Origin of the sequence: Mesorhizobium sp. M6A.T.Cr.TU.016.01.1.1 (assembly GCF_003952585.1) — a bacterium.
GTDB classification, from domain to species: domain Bacteria; phylum Pseudomonadota; class Alphaproteobacteria; order Rhizobiales; family Rhizobiaceae; genus Mesorhizobium; species Mesorhizobium mediterraneum.
Map to the genome: position 1 here is coordinate 6,098,969 of NZ_CP034452.1, position 23,556 is coordinate 6,122,524.

General features: G+C 61.9%; 20 protein-coding genes. 10 read left to right on the top strand and 10 right to left on the bottom strand.

Annotated elements, in window-relative coordinates:
- The first annotated feature begins 118 nt into the window (after window positions 1-118).
- On the top strand, window positions 119-1,759 hold the full coding sequence (locus tag EJ075_RS29520; protein ID WP_164547217.1) for a DEAD/DEAH box helicase: 1,641 nt from the start codon (window positions 119-121) through the stop codon (window positions 1,757-1,759).
- 295 nt (window positions 1,760-2,054) lie between these two features.
- Here EJ075_RS29520 and EJ075_RS29525 read toward each other — a convergent pair whose 3' ends face one another.
- Window positions 2,055-2,948, bottom strand: a complete 894-nt coding sequence (locus EJ075_RS29525) for a LysR family transcriptional regulator (RefSeq protein ID WP_126106735.1) — start codon at window positions 2,946-2,948, stop codon at window positions 2,055-2,057.
- 127 nt (window positions 2,949-3,075) lie between these two features.
- Between EJ075_RS29525 and EJ075_RS29530 the strand changes: the two genes are divergently transcribed.
- A complete protein-coding gene (locus EJ075_RS29530; RefSeq protein ID WP_126106736.1) occupies window positions 3,076-3,960 on the top strand; it encodes an NmrA/HSCARG family protein in 885 nt (294 codons plus the stop codon).
- A gap of 36 nt (window positions 3,961-3,996) precedes the next feature.
- On the top strand, window positions 3,997-4,269 hold the full coding sequence (locus tag EJ075_RS29535) for a DUF2798 domain-containing protein (RefSeq protein ID WP_126106737.1): 273 nt from the start codon (window positions 3,997-3,999) through the stop codon (window positions 4,267-4,269).
- A 107-nt stretch (window positions 4,270-4,376) separates the two neighbouring features.
- On the opposite strand, the gene EJ075_RS29540 is transcribed toward EJ075_RS29535, so the two are convergent.
- From EJ075_RS29540 to EJ075_RS29565, 6 genes are all read right to left on the bottom strand, one after another.
- Window positions 4,377-5,027: an OmpA family protein gene (locus tag EJ075_RS29540; RefSeq protein ID WP_095489478.1), complete on the bottom strand. Its 651-nt coding sequence runs from the start codon at window positions 5,025-5,027 to the stop codon at window positions 4,377-4,379.
- A gap of 279 nt (window positions 5,028-5,306) precedes the next feature.
- Complete coding sequence (locus EJ075_RS29545; RefSeq protein ID WP_126106738.1) at window positions 5,307-5,675, bottom strand: GFA family protein; 369 nt, start codon at window positions 5,673-5,675, stop codon at window positions 5,307-5,309.
- Between the two features lie 109 nt (window positions 5,676-5,784).
- Window positions 5,785-6,171 (bottom strand): hypothetical protein, encoded by a 387-nt coding sequence (locus EJ075_RS29550; RefSeq protein WP_126106739.1) that lies wholly within the window; start codon window positions 6,169-6,171, stop codon window positions 5,785-5,787.
- 445 nt (window positions 6,172-6,616) lie between these two features.
- Window positions 6,617-7,748, bottom strand: a protein-coding gene (gene prfB, locus EJ075_RS29555; RefSeq protein ID WP_101954579.1) for a peptide chain release factor 2 whose coding sequence is annotated in 2 segments (ribosomal slippage) — window positions 6,617-7,681 and window positions 7,683-7,748 — 1,131 coding nt in all. Because the reading frame shifts where the segments join, the coding sequence is not laid out codon by codon here.
- A gap of 142 nt (window positions 7,749-7,890) precedes the next feature.
- Window positions 7,891-10,347 (bottom strand): penicillin-binding protein 1A, encoded by a 2,457-nt coding sequence (locus tag EJ075_RS29560; RefSeq protein ID WP_126106740.1) that lies wholly within the window; start codon window positions 10,345-10,347, stop codon window positions 7,891-7,893.
- Window positions 10,348-10,558: 211 nt separating this feature from the next.
- Entirely contained in the window at window positions 10,559-11,818 is a 1,260-nt protein-coding gene (locus tag EJ075_RS29565) for an N-acetylmuramoyl-L-alanine amidase (RefSeq protein WP_126106741.1), read from the bottom strand.
- Window positions 11,819-12,492: 674 nt separating this feature from the next.
- Here EJ075_RS29565 and EJ075_RS29570 point away from each other — a divergent pair.
- Entirely contained in the window at window positions 12,493-15,438 is a 2,946-nt protein-coding gene (locus EJ075_RS29570; RefSeq protein WP_126106742.1) for a ribonuclease E/G, read from the top strand.
- Between the two features lie 90 nt (window positions 15,439-15,528).
- On the opposite strand, the gene EJ075_RS29575 is transcribed toward EJ075_RS29570, so the two are convergent.
- Window positions 15,529-16,458 (bottom strand): glutaminase, encoded by a 930-nt coding sequence (locus tag EJ075_RS29575; RefSeq protein ID WP_164547218.1) that lies wholly within the window; start codon window positions 16,456-16,458, stop codon window positions 15,529-15,531.
- Between the two features lie 5 nt (window positions 16,459-16,463).
- Window positions 16,464-17,612: an aminotransferase class I/II-fold pyridoxal phosphate-dependent enzyme gene (locus EJ075_RS29580; RefSeq protein WP_126106743.1), complete on the bottom strand. Its 1,149-nt coding sequence runs from the start codon at window positions 17,610-17,612 to the stop codon at window positions 16,464-16,466.
- Between the two features lie 190 nt (window positions 17,613-17,802).
- Between EJ075_RS29580 and EJ075_RS29585 the strand changes: the two genes are divergently transcribed.
- The 6 genes from EJ075_RS29585 (at window position 17,803) to aat (ending at window position 23,148) form a co-directional block, all read left to right on the top strand.
- Window positions 17,803-19,197, top strand: coding sequence for a M48 family metalloprotease (locus EJ075_RS29585; RefSeq protein ID WP_126106744.1), 1,395 nt, complete (start codon window positions 17,803-17,805; stop codon window positions 19,195-19,197).
- 73 nt (window positions 19,198-19,270) lie between these two features.
- On the top strand, window positions 19,271-20,074 hold the full coding sequence (locus tag EJ075_RS29590; protein WP_126106745.1) for a DsbA family protein: 804 nt from the start codon (window positions 19,271-19,273) through the stop codon (window positions 20,072-20,074).
- Between the two features lie 144 nt (window positions 20,075-20,218).
- Window positions 20,219-20,653 carry a type II 3-dehydroquinate dehydratase gene (gene aroQ / locus EJ075_RS29595; protein ID WP_126106746.1) on the top strand — a complete coding sequence of 145 codons (435 nt, stop codon included), beginning with the start codon at window positions 20,219-20,221 and terminating at the stop codon, window positions 20,651-20,653.
- Between the two features lie 26 nt (window positions 20,654-20,679).
- The gene (gene accB / locus EJ075_RS29600) at window positions 20,680-21,138 is read left to right on the top strand and encodes an acetyl-CoA carboxylase biotin carboxyl carrier protein (RefSeq protein ID WP_095489488.1); all 459 of its coding nucleotides are present in this window, start codon (window positions 20,680-20,682) and stop codon (window positions 21,136-21,138) included.
- Between the two features lie 19 nt (window positions 21,139-21,157).
- A complete protein-coding gene (gene accC, locus EJ075_RS29605; RefSeq protein WP_095489489.1) occupies window positions 21,158-22,501 on the top strand; it encodes an acetyl-CoA carboxylase biotin carboxylase subunit in 1,344 nt (447 codons plus the stop codon).
- Window positions 22,502-22,530: 29 nt separating this feature from the next.
- Window positions 22,531-23,148 carry a leucyl/phenylalanyl-tRNA--protein transferase gene (aat, locus tag EJ075_RS29610; RefSeq protein WP_095489490.1) on the top strand — a complete coding sequence of 206 codons (618 nt, stop codon included), beginning with the start codon at window positions 22,531-22,533 and terminating at the stop codon, window positions 23,146-23,148.
- A 30-nt stretch (window positions 23,149-23,178) separates the two neighbouring features.
- Here the strand turns inward: aat and EJ075_RS29615 are convergent, their stop codons facing one another.
- Entirely contained in the window at window positions 23,179-23,547 is a 369-nt protein-coding gene (locus EJ075_RS29615; RefSeq protein ID WP_126106747.1) for a hypothetical protein, read from the bottom strand.
- Window positions 23,548-23,556 lie beyond the last annotated feature (9 nt).

The window sequence follows — 23,556 nt, forward strand, 5'->3', positions numbered from 1 at the left end:
CCCGTTTCTGTTGACAAATCGTGGGCTTGCGCCTACCTGCAATACCAATCTTGCAGGCGCGCGGCGCTTGCCGCGACTGCTTACGTTGCGCCCCCGAACCAGCCAAAGACAGCCAAACTTGTCCTCAGACGCCCAGATCGCTCAAGAAGCGTTGACCTTCGCAGACCTCGGCCTGTCGCCGAAGGTCCTTTCCGCAGTTACCGATGCCGGCTACACCGAGCCGACGCCGATCCAGGCGGGCGCCATTCCGCACGCCTTGCTCGGCAAGGATATTTTGGGCATCGCCCAGACCGGCACCGGCAAGACGGCTTCGTTCGTGCTGCCGATGCTGACCCGCCTCGAAAAAGGCCGGGCACGCGCCCGCATGCCGCGCACACTGATCCTCGAGCCAACGCGCGAGCTTGCCGCGCAGGTCGAAGAAAATTTCATCAGATACGGCAAGAACCACAAGCTCAACATCGCGCTGTTGATCGGCGGCGTGTCCTTCGACGAGCAGGACAAGAAGCTGGAGCGCGGCGCCGACGTGCTGATCGCGACGCCCGGCCGCCTGCTCGACCATCGCGAGCGCGGAAAGCTTCTGCTCAACGGCGTCGAGATCCTCGTCATCGACGAGGCCGACCGCATGCTCGACATGGGCTTCATTCCCGACATCGAGCGCATCTGCGAGATGATCCCGTTCACGAGGCAGACGCTGTTCTTCTCGGCGACGATGCCGCCTGAGATCACCAAGCTCACCGAGAAATTCCTGCACGCGCCGGTGCGCGTCGAGGTTTCGAAGGCCGCGTCGGCCGCGACCAACATCATCCAGCGACTGGTGAAATCCGGCTCAAAACCCTGGGATAAGCGCGAGACGCTGCGCAATCTGATAAAGGCCGAGGACGCCGAGCTGAAGAACGCCATCATCTTCTGCAACCGCAAGGTCGAGGTTTCGGAGCTTTTCCGGTCGCTGCTGAAATATGATTTCGACGCCGGCGCGCTGCATGGCGACATGGACCAGCGCGCGCGCATGCAGATGCTGGCCAATTTCCGTGACGGCAAACTGCGCTACCTCGTTGCGTCGGACGTTGCCGCGCGCGGCCTCGACATTCCCGATGTCAGCCACGTCTTCAATTACGACGTGCCGATCCATGCCGAGGACTATGTCCACCGTATCGGCCGCACCGGCCGCGCCGGACGCTCGGGCAAATCCTTCACCATCGCCACCAAGTCCGACACGAAATACATCGACGCGATCGAACGGCTGATCGGCAACAAGATCGAGTGGCATGACGGCGATCTGTCGACGGTCGTTGCCAGCGAGGGTGGAGAGGACGACGCTCCCCGCCGTGGCCGCGGCGCGCCGCGCCGTGCCGGTCGCAAGGACGACGACCGCAAGGACAGGGGCGAACGCAAACCGCGCGAACGCCACGCCAGGCAAAGCGAAGATGCAGCACCGGATACGACGGGCGAGCCAGTGGTGGCCGAGACCGCGGTGACCGATGCCGGTGAGCGGCGCGCGCGCAAGGAAGCGATCCGCTCGGAAAATACCGAGCGCCAAGCTTCCCCCGAACGCCAAGCTTCATCTGAGCGCCAAGCTTCACCCGAACGCAAGGCTTCGCCCGATCGCAATCGCAACGAACAGCGTGCGCCGGAACGTGGCGACACCAGGCCGCAGCGCGACGGCAATCGCCCTGCCCGCAATCGCCAGGAAGACAATGATGCGACCGTCGGCTTCGGCGACGATATGCCCGCCTTCATGCGCATCGTGGCCAAGGTCTGATCACAGCAGAAATTCTCAAATGCCAACGAAAACGGCCCTTTGCGGGGCCGTTTTCATGTCTGATATTTGCTTTGTTCAGGTTGGCGGCGCGAAAGCTGGATCTCAGCGTGTCGGTTCTGGTCTAGAGCGGTTCAGCTTTTGATAGAATCGCCGAGCCGCTCTAAGTATTTGTTCTTACGCAATTCCGGACGGAAAACCGCTACGCACTTTTCCTGGAATTGCTCTAGGCGGGGTCGACGGCCGCCATGACCACGAGGCCGTCGACCGCGCCGCGTTGTCTTGTCTGATCCGGTGGCTACAGATTTTTAAATTCCAGGCGGGACGGCAACATATCCAGAAACGTGCGAACTTTGGCTGAAGATGATCTGCCTTCCGGCCACACGGCGTGCATCGGCACCGGCACCGGCTCGAAGTCGCTTAAAACCACCTCTAGGCGGCCATCATCCACCAAATGCCTTATCTGCCAAAGGGGCGAGTAGCCCAAACCCAATCCGTGAACTGCGGCCGCATAGATCGGTGCCATCAAATTGGATCGAAAACTGCCAGCCACTTTCAACGCCCGAGGTTTCCCCTCGATCTGAAACATCCATTCGCCTGGACGCTGGTCGGAGGTTCGAACAATGCAACTGTGCTTGCTCAGTTCAAAGGGATGCGTTGGTCGGCCACGGCGTTCAAAGTAGGAAGGCGAGCCGAACACGACGCGCCGCAACGCGCCCAAGCGTCTGGCTCGCAAGCTGGAATCCGGCAAATTGCCGATCCGTATTGCCAGATCGAGGCCCTCGGCATCAAGGTCGACAAATCCGTCGGCGAGCTGGAGGTCAACCTCGACCTGAGGATGCATCTGCATGTAGTCGGCGATGACAGGTATTACGAAATCCGGGCCGAACAGAACTGGCGCGCCCACGCGCAAGATGCCCGATGGTTCCGATCGTTGGTTGGCGGCTTGGAGTCTTGCGTCGTTTATTTCGTCGATGGCGGGTTTGATGCGGTGGAAAAACGCCGCCCCAGCTTCGCTTGGTGTCGAACGGCGCGTCGTTCTCTGTACAAGCTCGACCCCGACGGATTCCTCCAGCGTCGCCAAAGACCGGCTGATCGATTGCAGTGAGCGGTTCAGCCGGCGTGCGGCGGCCGTCAAACTTCCGTGCTCGACGACTGCCATGAAAGCTTCAAAATCGACTATCCGGCTCATGACATCTCCGTTTCTCTCGAAAATCGAGAGAAACTATCGCAAAGCCAAATAATTGTAACGCTGTTCGCGACGTTTTATTTCCCTGAAAGAAATCCCGAAAGGGCAGGTTTCATCGAAGGGAATTGTCATGCGAGCACCCGATCCAACCGTCCTGGTCGTGGGCGCAACAGGCCGATTTGCCGGATTTGTCGTGCCTGAACTTATCCGCCGCAATGCCACTGTTCGAGCACTCATTCGCGACCCTGCGAACGCCGAAAAGGCCCGGAGGCTCGGGGCATCCGAGGTCGTGACCGGCAATTTGCGCAACCCTCAGAGCCTCGGAAATGCCGTCGAGGGCGTCGACGGCGTCTTCCACATCGGACCGGCCTTTGCCCCCGACGAAGCAGCCATGGGTGTTGCCATGGTCGAGGCTGCTGGACGAGCGGGCGTTCAAAAATTCGTCTTCTCGTCGGTGATCCAGCCGACCAATACGAGGCTAAAAAACCATGCGAGCAAGGTGCCGGTCGAAGATGCTCTCTACTCGACGAACATGGAATACACCATTTTGCATCCTGCCAATTTCATGCAGAACATCGCAGCAGCCTGGCCGTCCATCGTTAGGGACGGCGTTTTCTCGGAACCGTTTCCAAAGACAGCAAAGCTGGCGCGTGTCGATTACCGCGATGTCGCCGAAGTGGCAGCGATCGCATTGACCGAAGCGCGGTTGTCTTATGCGACGCTTGAGCTGTGCGCGGACGGTATGCATAGCCGGGAAGAGATCGTTTCAATGATGAGTGAGGAACTTGGCCGGTCCATTTCTGCTGGCGAGCCGACCTTTGGTGAGTGGGCGGCGAATACCCGTCTTCCCTACGATGACCGCCAATTGCAGCTGCTGGCTAAAGTCCATGAACACTACGCCAAATATGGTCTCGGCGGAAACAGCCTGACGTTGCGCTGCGCCTTGGGCCGCGAGCCGCGTTCGCTACGAAGCTTTATCCGAGAACTAGCCTTGCAAACGGCACAGGTCGCCTGATCGCGCCCACAAACATTTTCTGACTAGGAGATTTCCATGCAAGCATCACCGCACAAGACGTTGAAGCTAAGAAAACTGCCGCCTTCCTACAGTGCAGTGGTTATGCCGTTCGTTCTTTCAATCCTCATGACCTGCATCATCTCGGCGGTTTCGACGGCGATCGGCGCCGGCTGGACGAACGGTTTCGTAGCGACCTGGTCATACGCATGGGGCGTATCATGGCTTGTTGCGTTTCCGAGCCTGCTGATTGTCCTTCCGATCGTGCGCCGGATCGTTGCGGCAATTGTCGATCAGTCGGTCCGACCCTGAAAACGAAGCGACAGGCACCGACGTTTCGTCGGTTCAGCAAAAGCAAACAAGAACGGCCCCTTGCGGGGCCGTTCTCATGTTCAATGCCGTCTTCTTATCTGTCTTGCTCAGGTGAGCGGTGAAAGTTGTATCTCGACACGGCGGTTCTGGGCACGGCCGTCGGCCGTCGCATTGGAAGCGATTGGACGCGTCTTGCCGAAGCCGGTGACGGCGAAGCGGCGGGAATCGACGCCCTGCCCGGACAGATAGTTGGCGACCGCCAAAGCGCGGCGCTGCGACAGGTCGAAATTGTGTTGGTCGCCACCGGTCGAATCGGTGTGGCCGAACACGTCGACCGTGGTCTGCCGGAACTTGTTCAGCACAAGTGCGACTGAATTCAACACCTGATAGAAGCCGGGCTTCACCGCATCCTGGTCGACGTTGAAGGTGATGTCGGACGGCATGTTGAGGATGATCTGGTCGCCGGTGCGGGTGACGCTGACGCCGGAGCCCTGAAGCTGCCGGCGCAGTTCGGCCTCGTTCTGATCCATGGTGGCGCCGATGGCGCCGCCGGCGAGCGCGCCGACGCCAGCGCCGATCAGCGCATTACGGCGATCGTTGCCGCCGGCAAGCAGGCCGAGCCCCGCACCCGCCAGCGCGCCGATGCCGGCGCCGGCCGCAGTGTTGGAAACCTTCTGCTCTCCGGTATACGGATCGGTGGTGGTGCAGGCGCTCACGAGTACAGCCGTCGCCACGGCGACGAGCACAGTCTTTTTCATTGGGTAGTCCCTCTCCAGTCCGCGGTCCCACCGACGGCGCGCCGCATCAGCCCTTCCGTCGCATCGACCCGAAAATCATTGATTTCGGAAGGCACGATGCATAGATTCAAAGTCTTAGAGCGTACTTTGTGCGTCCAAGTGGAGGCACGTCGCTCTAACGTCTTGTAACATGAAATGCGGCGAAAAATGGAACGGGAACGCGGCTGGCTATGGCTTTTCCCGGTCAAATTCCACTGCCGCGATATTGCGCAATTTTGATTGGCTGCCAGAAACTATCGGCTACCAGAGATTCTTGCCGTCGATGACGACGATCTCGACCTGATCGAGGTCGAAATCGTCGAACAGCCGCGAGTTCACGCTGATCTTCGGATTGTCGAAATCCGGCTTGCCAGTCGACCAGTCCGGCGTTTCGGTAAAGGTGCCGCAGCCGCAGGTGGCGCAGAAACCGTGTTTGATCGTTTTCGACCCCCACTGGTAGAATGAGACATTCTTGAGTGGGCTGGTGAGCTTGAATTGCGACGGGGTGTAGTAGGCCCATAACGAGCCGCGCTTCGAGCAGAAGGAACAGGTGCATTGCGTCACGGTCTGCGGCGCTTGCGAGACCTCGAATGTCGTCGCCCTGCAGTGGCAGCTTGCCTTTATGGTCATGAACGCCTTCCTCCCGATTGCCTGCCGCCCGCGCGGCAAGGCAACATAAAGAGACGCTTCTGACAACCGTCTGCAGCAGACTCGCTTGCCTGCGTCAGACGCGTGGCGCCTAAAAGGACGACGGCGGCACGAACAGGCAGATGGTCTTTCCGTCGTTGGCGCCGGCGACCGAGCACCAGTGATATTCGCCATCGGGCGAATTCTTGATCCGTGTGTCGCTGTAGGCCACGACCTCGCCTGTCCCCTTGATGACGTAGCCCTCCGGACGCTCGCTGATCGAGGTCTGCGAGACCGCGCGGCAATCATAACCCGAGCAACAGGAGAATGGGTAACTCCAGCCTTGCGGCTTCGCCGCGGTCGGCTTGGCGTCGTGCGCCAAAGCGGACGCTGCAAATGTGATGGTGGCGGCCGTCAGAGCCACCACCGCGATGATTGAATTCAGGAGGCGGCGCGCCGTGTTGACGGCTGAGGCCGGTCGGGTTGTGAAAGCAGGCATGGGCGCAGTTCCTATCAACGAGTTCAAGCGTTTCGCTTGCCCGTTCCCGGAACGTGTCTTCCCAGTGGCCGGATCGTCAGGTCGCAGATACGCCGCGTCCGGCCATAAATGCTTTTTTCCCCCCAGCCTTTGAATGCTGGGCTGATTCCTTTGTTGGCGCAAGAAAATTGCGGTGCAAGCCGAGCGCCGACATCTGCAGCCGGAACCAGACTGCCGGGGTCGACGAGAGTGATTTCATCGACCCCGGCAGACGGGATCGCAGATAACGAGATTCAGCTCGCAGTGGTTCCGGGCTAGGCGCCGGCAGGCCGGCAGCATCAACCCCCGAAGTAGAAGTCGTTGTAAAAAATTCGATGAAAAAACAACGCTATAAAGCGACCGCTCAATTAGAGTGAGAGCCTGTTACTCTAGCGTGATGTTGCTGCTGCTTTGGTGCGTAGGAGCTTCAGTCGATATCGGCCACCACTTCGCCGGCGCCGCCCTCGATGCGCTGCGACAGCGAGGCCTCCATGAAATCGTCGAGATCGCCGTCCAGCACGCTCGACGGGCTTGTGCTCTCGACGCCGGTGCGCAGATCCTTCACCAATTGATAGGGCTGCAGAACGTAGGAGCGGATCTGGTGGCCCCAGCCGATATCGCTCTTCGACGCTTCGGTGGCGTTCGCCACCGCCTCGCGCTTCTTCAGCTCTTCCTCGTAGAGCCGCGAGCGCAACATCTCCCAGGCCTTCGCCTTGTTCTTGTGCTGGGAGCGCTCGGCCTGGCAGGCGACCGCGATGCCGGTGGCGAGATGGGTGATGCGGACCGCCGAATCGGTGGTGTTGACGTGCTGGCCGCCCGATCCGGACGAACGATAGGTGTCGATGCGAACATCCGATTCGGAAACGTCGATCTCGATCGTGTCGTCGATCACGGGATAGACCCAGACGCTGGCGAAGGAGGTGTGGCGGCGCGCATTGCTGTCATAGGGCGAAATGCGCACGAGGCGGTGGACGCCGGATTCGGTCTTCAGCCAACCATAGGCATTGTGGCCCTTGATCAGCAGCGTGGCGGACTTGATGCCCGCCTCTTCGCCGTCATGCACTTCCAGCACCTCGACCTTGAAGCGGCGCCGCTCGGCCCAACGCGTGTACATGCGCAGAAGCATCGAGGCCCAGTCCTGGCTTTCGGTGCCGCCGGCGCCGGCATGGACCTCGAGATAGCTGTCGTTGGCGTCCGCCTCGCCCGAAAGCAGCGTCTCGATCTGGCGAGCCTTTGCCTCGCCGCGCATCGAGCGGATCGCCGCTTCCGCCTCGGCGACGACGCTCTCGTCGCCCTCTTCCTCGCCAAGCTCGATCAGGCCGATATTGTCTTCCAGCGCCTGGGTGAGGCCTTTGACTGCGGCGATGCCGTCCTCGAGGCCCTGGCGCTCACGCATCAGCTTCTGCGCCTCCAGCGGCTCGTTCCAGAGGCTCGAATCCTCGGCACGCACGTTCAGGTATTCAAGCCGCTTTATGGCCTGATCCCAGTCAAAGATGCCTCCTCAGCAGGGTAATCGCCTGCCTGATTTCGTCGACAATGTTCTGCGTTTCCGCGCGCATGGCTGGCTGTTCTGTCCTGTGTTGAAATGGTGCCCTATTGCTTAAACAGAGCTTGCGTTGGCGCGATACATAGGGACGGCACCGCCGCCTGTAAAGCGAAATGGGCCGGCTCGAAAGCCGGCCCAGAATGCCATATCCTATGTCAATAGAGCCCGCCGCCGCCGGACTGGATGGCTTGGTTGGCCTGTGGCGACAGCGAACCGCCGGAGGCGTTGGAGCCGTCCGCATCCATGCCGATTACCCAGTAGCTGTCGGCTGGGCCGGTGCCCGGCTTGAAGGCTTCGATAAAGGCGCCAGCGTCGCCTGGGTTGGCGCGCATGCCGGTCTTGCGATTGATGGCGATCAGCTTCATGCCTTCGGGGACCTTGAAATCGACATTGGGCGTGCCGTCCAGCGCCACGCGCATGACGTCCTTGAAGATCGGCGCGGCGAGGCCGCCGCCAGTCGCGCCCTTGCCAAGACCTTTCGGCTGATCGTAGCCCATGTAAAGCCCGACAACGAGATTGGGCGTGTAGCCGATGAACCAGGTATCCTTCTCGTCGTTTGTCGTTCCGGTCTTGCCGGCGATGTGGCGGCCGAGTTCGGCGACGGTGGCGCCGGTGCCGCGCTCGACGACGCCCTCCATCATCGAGGTGATCTGATAGGCGGTCATCGGATCGAGCACCTGCTCGGAATTGTCGACCAGTTCCGGCTCAGGCTGGTTCTGCCATTCGGCGGCGTTGCAATTTTCGCAGCCGCGTTCGTCCTGTCTGTACACCGTCTTGCCGTAGCGATCCTGGATGCGGTCGATCAGCGTCGGCTTGATCGACTTGCCGCCGTTGGCCATGATCGAATAAGCCGACACCATGCGCATCACGGTGGTCTCGCCCGAACCCAGCGCCATCGGCAGGTACGGCGCCAGACGGTCATAGACGCCGAAGCGCTCGGCATATTCCGCGACCAGCTTCATGCCCATGTCGTTGGCCAGGCGCACAGTCATCAGATTGCGCGACCTCTCGATGCCGGACCGCAAGGTCGCCGGGCCAGCTGTCCTTCCATCGTAGTTCTTCGGCGTCCAGGTCGTGTTGCCGCTCTTGATGGTGATCGGGCCGTCCATGATCACCGAAGCCGGCGTATAGCCATTGTCGAGGGCGGCCGAATAGACGATCGGCTTGAACGACGAACCCGGCTGCCGCATGGCCTGCGTGGCACGGTTGAATTCGGATTGCGCGTAGGAGAACCCGCCGACCATGGCCAGAACACGGCCGGTATGCGGATCCATGGCGATCAAGCCGCCTTCCACTTCGGGGGCCTGGCGCAGGATATAGGCTCCGTCCGTACCCTCTTTCTTCTGCACGAAGATGACGTCGCCCGGCTTCAGCACATCCGCCGGCGACTTGGCCTTGACGGTCTTGCCGTCGACTACATGACGCATGGCGAAGCTCATGTCCTCGCGGCTGACGGTGCCTTCGATGCGATCCTTGACGAGTTCGCCCGAGATCTGCCGCGTCGGCCGAAGGCCGATGGACAGGCCGCTCTCCGAGCTGTCGAGCACGACGGCGAGCGACCATTCGGGCACGTCGTCAAGTCCCTTGACTTCGCTCAAAGGCACGCCCCAGTCGCCGGATACGCTGATGGTCTTCACCGGCCCGCGATAGCCGCGCAGCGTGTCGAACTTCATCAGGCCGTTCTGCATGGCTTTGCGGGCGATGAGCTGCATCTTGGGATCGAGCGTTGTACGGACCGACAGGCCGCCCTCGTAGAGCGCATTCTCGCCGTAGCGCGCGCTGATCTGGCGACGCACTTCCTCGGTGAAGTATTCGCCGGCGAACAGATAGGTGCCGGAGCGGCGTGGCTTGACGCCGAGCGGCTCGGCCTTGGCCTTGGCGCCTTCCTCGGGCGTGACGTAGCCGTTGCCGACCATCTGGTCGATGACCCAGTTGCGGCGCTCGATGGCGCGGTCGGCATATTTGAACGGGTGATAGTTGGAGGGGCCCTTCGGCAAAGCCGCCAGGTAGGCCGCCTCCGCCACGGTGAGCTCATTCACCGCCTTGTCGAAATAGGTGAGTGCTGCGCCGGCGACGCCGTAGGCGCCAAGTCCGAAGAAAATCTCGTTAAGGTAGAGCTCGAGAATGCGATCCTTCGAATAGGCCTGCTCGATGCGGAAGGCGAGGATCATCTCCTTGATCTTACGCTCGTAAGTCTGGTCCGAGGACAACAGGAAGTTTTTCGCCACCTGCTGGGTGATCGTCGAGGCGCCGACCTGGCGCTTGCCCGAGCCGAAATTCTGCAGATTGACCATGATTGCGCGGCCAAGGCCGGTCATATCGATGCCGGGATGATTGTAGAAATTCTTGTCCTCGGCAGACAGGAAGGCCGCCTTGACACGATCCGGCACCGCCTGGATCGGCAAATACAGGCGGCGCTCGCGCGCATATTCGGCCATCAGCGCACCATCGGACGCATGGATGCGGGTCGTCACTGGCGGTTCATACTTAGCCAGGACCTCGTAGTCGGGCAGATCCTTCGACAAATGGCTGATATAGATCGCCACGCCCGCCGCGACCAAAAGGGCCAGAGCCGTGCCGATGCCGAAGAAATAGCCAATGAGACGAATCATGCCCGCTCCAGTCCTTGGTTCGGGAATCTCCTAAACGAAGCCGCCTTTCGCGCAAGCTTTCGAGATGATCCCGACCAGTAATCGAAAACCCATGTCGCCACCATGTGGGGAAAATGCGGCAGCACGGAATTTCGGTCTCGAATCGGGGAAATAAGTACGGGGTGTTGTTGTCGTGCAACGCTGCCTCTGGTTGTGGGCGACGGCTGGCATCTCAGCCTCCGGTTCCTGCTCCGACCCTGGCTGAAGCGAACAGGGCGATGGCATTGGTTATGCTCTGGGCCGCCTTGCCGCGCCAATCGGCACTGAGCAGTTGCGCCTCATCCTTGGCGTTCGACAGATAGCCGAGCTCGACCAGCACGGAGGGGACATCCGGCGCCTTCAACACCTTGAAGCTCGCCGAACGCTGCGGATTGTTGATGAGGCCGACGCTGGTGGAAAGCTGGCCGACCAAAGTCTGGGCGAAACTCATCGAGAAACTATGCGTCTCGCGGCGAATCAGGTCGATCAGAATGTCGGTCACTTCCTTGTTATCGTCCTTGATCTCCATGCCGGCGAATTGGTCGGAAAGGTTTTCACGATCGGCGAGCGCCTGCGCTTCGGGATCGGACGCCTTGTCGGAGACCGTGTATACGGTTGCGCCGCGAAGGCCCTTGACCCTGATCGTGTCGGCGTGGATCGAAATGAGCAGATCGGCCTCGTGCTGGCGAGCAATGCGCACGCGGTCGTCCAACCGCAGGAATTGGTCCGTCTCGCGCGTCATGAACACGTCGTACTTGCCGACTGCGGCAAGTCTGGCCCGCAACTCGGTGGCGAAGGCGAGCGTGACGTTCTTCTCGACCGTGCCGTTCAGGCCCTCGGCGCCGCCGTCGATGCCGCCATGGCCTGGATCGATGACAACAGTGAAGCGATGGCCTGGATTGGAGATCGGCCCGGTGCCGACCCTGCCGCCCTTATCGGGGGAGACGGTGGCGCCGGTGGTCAGCGCCTGATTGGCAAGGGCGGCGTCGAACTCCCTCGCGGACGCCGCCGACATGTCGACGGCGATGCGGTAGCCGTTGCCATCTTCATTCTTGAGCACGTCGAACCTGTCGATAGCGAACGGGCCCTTGCTGGTGAGGATCAGCCGCGATACCCCCTTGCCGAGATCGCCGTAGCGCACACTCCTGACTAGGCCGCGCGCCTTCACATCCTTGGCATTGATGGCAAATTTCGTGGTTGGCAGGTCGACGACCAGACGGTGGGGGCCGCGTAGCAGGAACCATTTGACGTCGGGCTCGCGATCGAAATATATGACGATGCGCATCTTGGTGGCGTCACCCGCCATTTTGTAGCTCGTCGCGGCGAGCGGCGCGTCGGCAGCAAAGGAAATCGGCGAAGCCAGGCAAGCGACAACCAGCAACAGCAGACAAGCGGCGTGGAAGAGACCGTCTCTGGCACGACCGCCCTTGTGCGTGAAGACTGCCAGTCCCATCTCTTTCCAGTCGCTCCGGTTTGGCGCCAGGCGCCCAATCTTACTTGTCGGAGTGTCGGCGTCTTGTCGAAATGCCGGCTAGGCCGCGAACTCGATTAACGATTGGTATCCAGAGAAGGTTAACCAAGCCTTTTCATCCAAAGGCTTAAAGCCGTGCTTCCGTTGCGGAACCGCTTTTTGCCGGCATCCGAAATCGGGGTTGCCTTCCAACCCGCCAAATCATAAAAGCGATGGTGGATCACTGCAATCCTGGAACCGTCCTTCTCCGCAGCTTCCCGCTACAGGTCAGATGAACGACGGCTCCTTTCGCTTCAGGCGAAAAAGGTATCAGGTGATCGCGACGAATTTCGCAGGTGTGAGCCCGTGGCGGGGGAAACGCCTGCGTGAGGAAAACGGCCGGGATTGTCCCGCGCCGGCTCTGTACGAGCAAACAAGCTGGTCCGGTTTTCCCGGGCTTTGGTTCAAAAAGGTTCTGCTGGTTACGATGGCTTCAAGCGCAATCATGGAAAGGTCCGCAGCAAACCGCGCCATTATGGCTGCGGGCGGCACCGCCATGGCGCTAAGGCAGCGGCCGGCGGACATTCAATTGCCCGGCACCCATGTTCATCCACACTCACAGCGGCGGGCTTTGCCCCGCAAGCTGCGGCTGACGGCTGCCGGGGGGAAACGAAATAATGCCCAACAAGATGCTGATAGACGCCTCCCACCCGGAGGAAACACGCGTTGTCGTCGTTCGCGGTAACCGTATTGAAGAATTCGACTTTGAATCCCAGGACAAGAAGCAGCTCAAAGGAAATATCTACCTCGCCCGCGTAACCCGCGTCGAACCCTCGCTTCAGGCAGCCTTTGTCGAATATGGCGGCAACCGTCACGGTTTCCTCGCCTTCAGTGAAATTCATCCCGACTACTACCAGATTCCGGTAGCCGACCGTCAGGCGCTGCTGCGCGCGGAAGCGCAGGAGGCTGAAGACGAGGACGATGAGGACGGCGAAGGCGACGACCGCCAGAGCCGCGATCGCGGCCGGCGCGGGCGCCGGCGCGGTGGCAAGAGCCGCGACCGAGGCGAGCACAAGCGTGATGCAGGTGCGGCCGATTCCGACGATTCTGTCGATTCCCCCGTTTCTGCCGATTCCAGCGAGAACGGCTCCAATGAGAGCGGCGAAGATGCGGGCGCGGAGAGCGTCGATGCCGTTTCCGAAAATGTGGATACGGCGCCCGAGACTTCGGAATATCGCGAGGTCGCCAGTCATGAGGCGAGTCGTGATGAGACGAGTCATGATGAGACTGGGCCTTCGGAAGGCGGACCCAATTCCATTGCCGCCAGCATCGAAGCGGATGTGATTTCCGAAGCCATGCCCCGGGCGGAGACGACCGGAGAAGCCACGTCCACCGACAATGATCGCGGCATGCTGGAAGAGGTGCACTCTACGCATTCGGATGATCATGAGGTCGAATCGGTCGGCGCCGAGGATGCGCTGGAAGAAGCGCGCAATCGCCGCAAGCCGGTGCGCCGGCAGTACAAGATCCAGGAAGTGATCAAGCGCCGGCAGATCCTTCTGGTGCAGGTCGTGAAGGAAGAGCGCGGCAACAAGGGCGCGGCGCTCACCACCTATCTGTCGCTTGCCGGCCGCTATTCGGTGCTGATGCCGAACACGGCGCGCGGCGGCGGCATCTCGCGCAAGATCACCAACGCACAGGACCGCAAGCGACTAAAGGAGGTCGTCGCCGATCTCGAAGTGCCGCAGGGCATGGGCGTCATCCTGCGCACGGCCGGCGAAAGCCGCACCAAGGCCGAGATCAAGCGCGACTACGAATATCTGATGCGGCTTTGGGAAAACGTCCGCAATCTGACGCTGCAGTCCACGGCCCCTGCCCTGGTCTACGAGGAAGGCAGCCTGATCAAGCGCTCGGTGCGCGACCTCTACAACAAGGACATCGACGAGATCCAGGTCTCCGGCGAAGAGGGCTATCGCGAGGCCAAGGACTTCATGCGCATGCTGATGCCGAGCCACGCCAAGGTCGTGCAGCCGTTCCGCGACACGACGCCGATCTTCGTGCGCAATGGCATCGAAGCGCAGCTCGACCGCATGCTGCAGCCGCAGGTGACGCTGAAGAGCGGCGGCTACATCATCATCAACCAGACCGAAGCGCTGGTCGCCATTGACGTCAATTCGGGCCGCTCGACCAAGGAGCACTCGATCGAGGACACGGCGCTTCACACCAATCTGGAAGCGGCCGAGGAAGTCGCACGGCAGCTGAGGCTGCGCGATCTCGCCGGCCTGATCGTCATCGACTTCATCGACATGGAGGAGAACCGCAACAACCGCTCCGTCGAGAAGCGGCTGAAGGATCACCTCAAGAACGATCGCGCCCGCATCCAGGTCGGCCGCATCTCGCATTTCGGCCTGATGGAGATGTCGCGCCAGCGCATCCGCGCCAGCGTGCTGGAATCGACGATGAAGCCTTGCCCGCATTGCGGCGGCACCGGCCATGTCAGGTCCGATTCGTCTGTCGCGCTGATGGTGGTGCGAGCGATCGAGGAATTCCTGCTCAAGGATTCGCGCAGCCACATCACGGTGCGGACGCCGGCGGCAACCGCGCTCTATGTGCTCAACCACAAGCGCGGCACGCTGGTGGAACTCGAAAGCCGCTTCGGCCTGACCATCACCGTCGAAGCCGACGACACGGTCGGCGCCCAGCACTATGCGATCTTCCGCGGCGCGTTGGCGGAAAAGCCTGAAGGCTTCGTCGAGGTGCGCACCTTGCCCGCCTATGTCGAGCCGGAAGAGCCCGCAGACGAAATCGTCATCGAGGAGGAGGAGGACGAGGCTGTTGTACCGGCCGAGCAACCGCGCCAGGCCCAGCAGCCGCAGCAGCCAAGGCCAAGCGAGGATGGCGAAGGCCGCGACCGCAAGCGCCGCAAGCGCCGCAGACGGCGCGGTGGCAAGGATCGCGATCGTGAGCACGGCGCCCCTGTGGAAGGCGCGTCCCTCTCGACCGCTACCGATGGCGTTTCCGAAGCCACAAACGATGAAGGCGCCGAAGCAGCTCACGAGGAGCAGGTCGGCGTCACTGAGGCGGTGGAAGCGTCGGATGACGGTCAAGGGTCGGATGACAGTCAGGGCAAGAAGCGCCGGCGCGGCAAGCGCGGCGGCAAGCGCAATCGCCGTGAAGACGGCGAAGGCGAGGTCGATGCAGGCACTGCCGAGGCGGCTGACAGTCCCGAAGGCGACGTCTTGGAGTCCGTCTCCAGCGAGCCGGTAGCAGCAACGCCGGTCGAAGAGCCTGCGGACCTTGCTCCGGCCAACGACGACACGCCGAGCGCCGAGAAGCCGAAGAAGCCGCGCCGCGCCGCCAAGCCGAAGAAGGCTGTAGCAGACGCCGTCGCCGAGACACCGGTTGCCGAGCCGGAAGCCTCCGCCGAGGCTCCGGCGCCTGTTTCGGAGGAAACAGCCGTGGCCGCCATCGACGAAAAGCCGAAGGCCCGCCCATCGCGACGCAAGCCTGCACCGGTAGAGGCTCCGGTTGTGCCGATCGTGTCCTCGACCGTTGCCGACGAGGCAAAGACCGAGGACAAGCCGAAGCGTGCCGGCTGGTGGCAAAAGAAAGGCTTCTTTTAAGCTTTCAGCCGTTTATCCTGATCTCCTGATCAAAAAAATCCCGCGCTGTCCAAAGACGACGCGGGATTTTTCTTGCCTGAGATCCCAATGCTATGGCGCGAAGACCGACCAGTTCATCATCTTCGCCAGTCTTTCCAGCGCAATCGACCCAAGCCTGGAATTGCCGTTGGCGTTGAGGCCGGGCGACCAGACGGCGAGCGAGGCCACGCCCGGCACGATCGCCAAAATGCCGCCGCCGACGCCGCTCTTGCCCGGGATGCCGACGCGAAAGGCGAAATCGCCGGAGCCGTCATAATGACCGCAAGTCAGCATCATCGCGCCAATGCGGCGCGCGCGCTCGGCCGACACCACGGAATGGCCGGTCGCCGGGTTCTTGCCGCCATTGGCGAGGAAGCGGCCGGCCAAAGCCAGTTGCCGGCAGCTCATGGCGATGGCGCAATGGTGGAAATAGACGCCCAGCGCCAGGTCCGGCGCGTGGTTGAGATTGCCGAAGGATTTCATGTAGTTGGCAAGCGCCAAATTGCGAAAACCAGTGGCGCGTTCCGAAGCCGCGACTTCGCGGTCGATGATGATGGTCTCGTCGTCGGCCAGGAACTGGATGAAGCGCAGGATCTCGCCGATCGCCTCGCGCGGCTGGTGGCCGGCGAGCAGAATGTCGGAAATGACGATGGCGCCGGCATTGATGAACGGATTGCGCGGAATGCCGTTCTCATGCTCGAGCTGGACGATCGAGTTGAACGGGTTGCCCGAAGGCTCGCGCCCGACACGCTGCCACAGCGCGTCGCCGACATTGCCGAGCGCCAATGTCAGCGTGAACACCTTCGAAATGCTCTGGATTGAAAACGGCTCATCGGCGTCGCCCGCCATCAGCACGCGACCGTCATTGGTCACGGCGGCAATGCCGAACTTCTTCGGATCGACCTTGCCGAGTTGCGGAATGTAGGTCGCGACATCGCCGCGATCCGTGCGCTCCGCCATTTCGGCGGCAACTTCGGTCAAAGCTTGTTCAAGGTCCGGCATTCGCGCTACTTCAGCCAGCGTTCGATGCGCGCCATCGCCTCGACCATCTCGTCGTGGCTGCCGGCATAGGAAAAGCGCATGGTTCGATGGCCTTGTAGCGGATCGAAATCGCGGCCGGGCGTCGCCGCAACATGCGCCTCGGCCAGCATCTTGCGCGCGAAGGCCATGCTGTCGTTGGTGTGCCTGGTGACATCGCAGAAGGCGTAGAAGGCGCCATCCATCGGTGCCGCCAGCGCAAAGCCGAGTTCGGGCAGGCGTTTCATCAAAAGCTCGCGATTCCAGGCGTAGCGCGCCTTCACCGCTTCCAATTCCCCAGTCGCCTTGAATGCCTCGATCGCGGCGATCTGGGACAGTTCCGGCGGCGAGATGTAAAAGCTCTGGGCGATGCGCTCGACCGGCCGCACCAATTGTTCCGGCAGCACCATCCAGCCGATGCGCCAACCGGTCATGCAGTAATATTTCGAGAAGGAATTGATCACCGTCATGTCACGGCCGTAGGCAAGCGCCGTGGTGTCCGGCGCAGCATAAGCCAGCCGGTGATAGATCTCGTCGGAGATCACGGCAATGCCGAGCTCTTCCGCCGTCGTCACCAGAGCCGACAGCTCGTCGGCGGGGATAATCGCGCCGGTCGGATTGGCCGGGCTGGCGAACAACACGCCCTTCAGCTTCTTTTCGCGATGCGCGGCCTTCAGGTGTTCAGCGTGGAGATAGGCATCACCGTCGAGCTCGATCTCGACGATCTCGATGCCGAGCGCGGCCATGATGTTGCGATAGGCCGGATAGCCGGGTGCGGCGATGGCGACACGATCACCTGGATCGAACATCGCCAGAAAGGCCAGGTTGAAGGCAGCCGACGATCCGGTGGTGACGGCGATCCGGCCGGGCGAGACGTCAAACCCGTAGTGGTCCGCATAGTGCTGCGCGATTGCCTCGCGCAGGCCCGCAAGACCCAGTGCGTCGGTGTAGCCGATACGCCCCATCTTCAATGCGTTCGCCGCCGCTTCCCTGACCCCGGCCGGCGCCGGATCGGACGGCTGGCCAACGGCCATGGAAACAACCGGAACGCCCTTAGCCTTCAGCCGATTCGCTTCCGCCAGAACGTCCATGGCGTGGAACGGCTCGACTTCGCCGCGACGCGAAAGCGATACAACCATTTGACCTCATTCCTTGTCGGCCCTTGGGTCGGCCCTGGGTCGGTCTTGTGACGGCACTTACCGGCTGCCGGCACCGAGCTTTGGCGTCCCGCGCCGCACAAATGCCCGATTGATGTGAGGATCACAAGTTCAGTAAAGTTTCGGCGCCGACTTTTCATCCTCCGCCCGCTCGTCTACCAGTGGACCTGCCATGTTGAATCGACCCAAATCGACGATTGCCAGGGCAGCGCGCGTCTTCGCGACGCTTTCGCTTGCCGCGACGGTCGCCGTGACCAGCACGGTCAGCGCCTTCGCGCAAAACGTGCCGGTGGTGCGCGATGCCGAGATCGAGGCGCTGGTGCGTGACTATGCGCGGCCGATCTTCAGGGCGGCGGGCCTGCCGGAAGACGGCGTCGACATCGTGCTGGTCAACGACCAGAGTTTCAACGCTTTCGTTGCCGGATCTCGTCTGTTCATCAACACCGGTGCCCTGATGTCGGCGGAGACGCCCAACGAGATCATCGGCGTCATCGCCCATGAAGCCGGTCACATTGCCGGCGGGCACCAGCAGAAATTGCGCAACCAGCTCGAACGCGCCAAGACGATGGCCATCATCGCGACGCTGCTTGGCGCCGGTGCCGTCGTCGCCGGCGCCACCACCAAAAGCCGGGGCCTCGCCGGCGCCGGCATGGGGGTTGCGGCTGGCGGCGGCGAGATGGCGCAGCGCAGCATCCTCGCCTATCAGCGCACCGAGGAGATGACCGCCGACCGCTCGGCGATAACCTATCTCAATGCCACCGGCCAGTCCGGCATGGGCATGCTGAAAACCTTCGACCGCTTCCAGAGCGCGCTCTCGCTGTCGGGGGCGCAGGTCGATCCCTACCGGATCAGCCATCCGCTGCCGCGGGAACGCATCGCCAATCTCGAAGTGCTGGTTAAGCAGAGCCCCTATGTCGACAAGGTCGATCCGCCGGCACTGCAGCAGCGGCACGACATGACGCGCATCAAGATCGCCGCCTACATGGAAGGCCAGGCTGCCGCATCGCGGCTGATGCGCAAAAACCCGGGCAGCCTCGCCTCGCAATATGGCGACGCGCAGACGGCCTATCTCTATGGCAATCTGGCCAAAGCGCTTGCCAAGACCAACGCACTGATCAAGGCACAGCCGAAAAACCCCTATTTCCAGGAATTGCGTGGCGACGTCCTGATGAAGGCGAACAAGCCGAGGGACGCGGCGGAAGCCTATGCCAAGGCGGTCAGCCTCGATCCAGCCAGGTCCGGGCTGCTGCCGGTCTCCTACGGCCAGGCGCTGATGGCCGTCGGCACGCCCGATTCCCTGGAGAAAGCGGTGGTGCAGATCAACAAAGGCCTCGGGCGCGACCGGGAAAACGCGGTCGGGTATCGCTATCTGGCGCAGGCCTATGGCGAGCTCGGCAAAATCCCGGCCGCCGACCTTGCGACCGCCGAAGGTCATTTCTATTCCGGCGCCTATAAGGATGCCAAGATCTTCGCAATGCGCGCGCAGATGAAAATGAAGCGCGGCGAGCCGGGCTGGATCCGCGCGCAGGACATCATAAACTACGCACCATCAGGCAAGAAAAAGTGAACCATCCGGCCGTGCGCGGCGACATATAGTCGGACCAATTGGGGCCGGAAACCAGGCAAGAGGATCGAGGACCATGAACAAGGCAATTCTGCTGGGCACCACGGGAGTGGCGGTCGCTCTCGCCATGCTGGGTTTCGGGTTCGTGACCGGAAGTCCGCAAGCGGCAAAGGCCGATGCCGCGCAGATCGCCCAGGCGGCGTCCGCCGACACCAAGATTGACCGGGCCGAAGTCGAGGGCATCATCCGCGATTACCTCTTGAAGAACCCGGAAGTGCTGCTGGAGGCTCAGCAAGCGCTCGAGGCCAAGCAGAAGGAGGCGCAGCAGGTTGCCAGCCTCAGCGTCATCAAAAATGCCAAGGACCAGATCTTCAATTCGACCTTCGACGGCGTCGTCGGCAATCCGAACGGCAAGGTCACCATCGTCGAGTTCTACGATTACAATTGCGGCTACTGCAAACGCGCCATGGAGGACATGCAGGCACTGACGACAGCCGATCCGGACCTGCGCTTCGTGCTCAAGGAGTTCCCTATCCTGGGCCCGGATTCGCAGAAGGCGAGCGTCGTCTCGATGGCCTTCCACCTGATGATGCCGGAGAAATACGGCGAGTTCCACAACGCGCTGCTCGGCGGCCAGGGACGCGCCACCGAGGCGGCGGCCCTCAAGGTAGCGCTTTCGCTCGGCGCCGACGAAGCGGCGCTGCGCGAGAAGATGAAGGACCCGTCGATCGCCGAGGCCCTCTCCAAGACCTATGACCTTGCCAACAAGCTGGCCATCACCGGAACGCCCTCTTATGTGGTCGGCAACGAGGTGGTATTCGGGGCGCTCGGGCAGGAAGTGCTGGCGGAGAAGGTCGAGGCGGCCAAGGCCGCACTCTGATCGACCGCTGGTTTTCGGCGCAAGCCGTTTTTCCACCTGTTGTGGACAGCGAAAGAACCCACTTGCGCTCTTTTCGCAGGCGTCTAAGCCCAGTATAGAGGCCCGGTGCGCCGGCTGATGCGGGCGGCGGGAAAGGTCGGCATTTTGAAAACGGTTTTCGTCCTGAACGGTCCCAACCTCAACGCGCTCGGCAAGCGCGAGCCAGGCATCTATGGCGGCAAGACGCTTGCGGCGATCGCTGACGATTGCAAGCAGGCGGGTGCGGCGCTTGGGCTCGAGATCGATTTCCGTCAGTCGAACCATGAGGGCGACCTCGTCGACTGGATACAGGAAGCCGCCGACAAGGCTGTCGGCATCGTCATCAATCCGGGCGCCTACAGCCACACCTCGATCGCCATTCACGACGCCATCCGCTCCGTCGCGCCATTGCCCGTCGCCGAAGTTCATCTTTCCAACATCCATGCGCGGGAATCATTTCGCCACGTCTCCATGGTCTCGCCGGTCGCCGTCGGCATGATCTGCGGGTTCGGGCCGCTCGGCTACACGCTGGCGCTGCAGGCGCTGGCCGCACGCCTATGACCGGCCAACAAACAGAAGGCTCGAAAATGTCGATAAAGAAGAACGGTGTTGACCAGCAGCTTATCCGCGACCTGGCGGGCATACTGAACGACACCAACCTCACCGAGATCGAGGTCGAGCTGGGCGACTTGAAGGTCCGCGTGTCGCGACAGGCGCCGGCCGTCCATGCGGTCGCCGCACCGCAGCCCGCCTATGCGCCGCCGGCAGCGCAGCCGGCGGCCGCAACCGCCGCGGCAGCGGCCGAGATTTCCAAGAACGCGGTCGCCTCGCCGATGGTCGGCACCGCCTATCTGGCGCCGTCGCCCGACGCCAAGGCGTTCATCGAGGTCGGCCAGCAGGTCAAGGAAGGCCAGACGCTGCTGATCATCGAGGCGATGAAGACGATGAACCAGATCCCCTCACCCCGTGCCGGCACAGTGACGGCGATCCTGTTCGAGGATGCGCAGCCGGTCGAATATGGCATGCCGCTCGTCGTGATCGAGTAGAGCCGGGAACAGCCGAGAAATGTTCCAGAAAATCCTCATCGCCAATCGCGGCGAAATCGCTCTGAGGGTGCTGCGCGCCTGCAAGGAGCTAGGCATCCAGACAGTGGTGGTGCATTCGACCGCCGACGCCGATGCCATGCATGTGCGGCTCGCCGACGAGAGCGTCTGCATCGGTCCGCCGCCGTCGCGCGACAGCTATCTCAACATCCACCAGATCGTCGCGGCCTGCGAGATCACCGGCGCCGACGCTGTGCATCCGGGCTACGGCTTCCTGTCGGAGAATGCCAAATTCGCCGATATCCTCGCCGCGCACAACATCACCTTCATCGGCCCGTCCGGCGACCACATCCGCATCATGGGCGACAAGATCGAGGCCAAGCGCACCGCAAAGCGTCTTGGCATTCCGGTGGTGCCCGGCTCCGACGGTGCGGTCACCGAGGAAAAGGAAGCCAAACGCATCGCCGCCGAGATCGGCTATCCCGTGATCATCAAAGCGTCGGCCGGTGGCGGCGGACGCGGCATGAAGGTGGCGCGCAGCGAAGCCGATCTTGTGGTCGCGCTGCAGACGGCGCGCTCGGAAGCCGGAGCCGCCTTTGGCGACGACGCCGTCTACATCGAGAAATATCTCGAAAAGCCGCGCCATATCGAGGTGCAAGTGTTCGGCGACGGTGCTGGCCGCGGCGTGCATTTCGGCGAACGCGACTGTTCGCTGCAGCGGCGCCACCAGAAGGTCTGGGAAGAGGCGCCCTCGCCGGCGCTCAATGCCGAGGAGCGCGCGCATATCGGCGGCGTCTGTGCCAAGGCTATCGCCGATCTCGGCTACTCCGGCGCCGGCACCATCGAATTCCTCTACGAGAACGGCGAATTCTACTTCATCGAGATGAACACCCGCCTGCAGGTCGAGCATCCGGTGACGGAGGCGATCACCGGCATCGACCTCGTGCATGAGCAGATCCGCGTCGCCTCGGGCGGCGGGCTTTCGGTGCGCCAGGAAGATATCCGCTTTCAGGGCCACGCCATCGAATGCCGCATCAATGCCGAGGATCCGCGCACCTTCACCCCGTCACCCGGCACGATCACCCATTTCCACACGCCGGGCGGCCTCGGCATCCGCGTCGATTCCGGCGTCTATTCCGGCTACAAGATCCCGCCCTATTACGACAGCCTGATCGGCAAGCTGATCGTGCACGGCCGCAACCGTGTCGAATGCATGATGCGGCTGCGGCGGGCGCTCGACGAATTCGTCGTCGACGGCATCAAGACAACGCTGCCGCTGTTTCGTGATCTCGTCGGCAATGCCGATATCGCCAATGGCGAGTATGACATCCACTGGCTGGAAAAATATCTGGCCAAAGAGGATTAGGTCGTGAACTTATAGAATATAATGATGCGATGACCCGTCCCTACGCGCCAGGCTATCGCATACCGACCGACCTGTTGCTCAAGGCCTACGCCTCGGGCGTCTTCCCGATGGCCGAAAGCGCCACCGATCCCGAAGTGTTCTGGGTGCGGCCGGAGACGCGCGGCATCATCCCTCTCGATGGTTTTCACACGCCCAAAAGCCTGAGGAAAGCGATCCGGAAAAGGCAGTTCGACATCCGTTTCGATTTCGACTTCGAGGCGACCATCGATGGCTGCGCCGAGCGGCGCGAGGAGCGCCGGTCGACCTGGATCAATGCGCCGATCCGCGAAGCCTATGTCGAACTTCATCGAATGGGCCATTGCCATTCGGTCGAAGCCTGGCGCGAGGGTCGGCTGGTCGGCGGCCTTTACGGCGTCTCGCTCGGCCGGGTGTTCTTCGGCGAAAGCATGTTCGCCAGGGAAACGGACGCGTCGAAGGTCTGCCTGGTGCATCTGGTCGAGCGCCTGAAGCAACGGCACTTTGCGCTGCTCGACACGCAGTTCACCACCGAGCACCTCAAACGCTTCGGCGCGGTCGACGTGCCAAGGGGCAGATACGAAAAGATGCTGGCTGACGCGCTGAAGGGCGAAGCGGTCTTCTTTCCCTGACGACCCGTCTTTCCCTGACGACCCGTCCAATCAGTCTTTTGCCGCAACTTCGAGCGGCGTCTGTGCGTGGAACATCATCTTCCAGCCATTGACGCGATGGACATAGCCGGTGCTGACCAGCGCCGCATAAGGCTCGCCATTCTCGCGAGTGGCGTGGGCCTCATAGGTCAGCATGACAATGTCGCTACCCGGCTCGATGATACCCTTGAGGTCAATGTCGAGATCGCGCCAGCGGTTCGGGTCTGTCGCGGTTTCGGCCAGATCGGTGTTGCTCATCGTTTGCGCCATCTGTGGGAACGCCACCAGGCATTCGGTGTCGGCATTGGCTTTGAAATAGGCTGCGTCGCCGGTCCAGAACCCTTTTTCGAGCTCGAGGAGCTCGCCTTGGTTGGCCATCATCGGAACGTC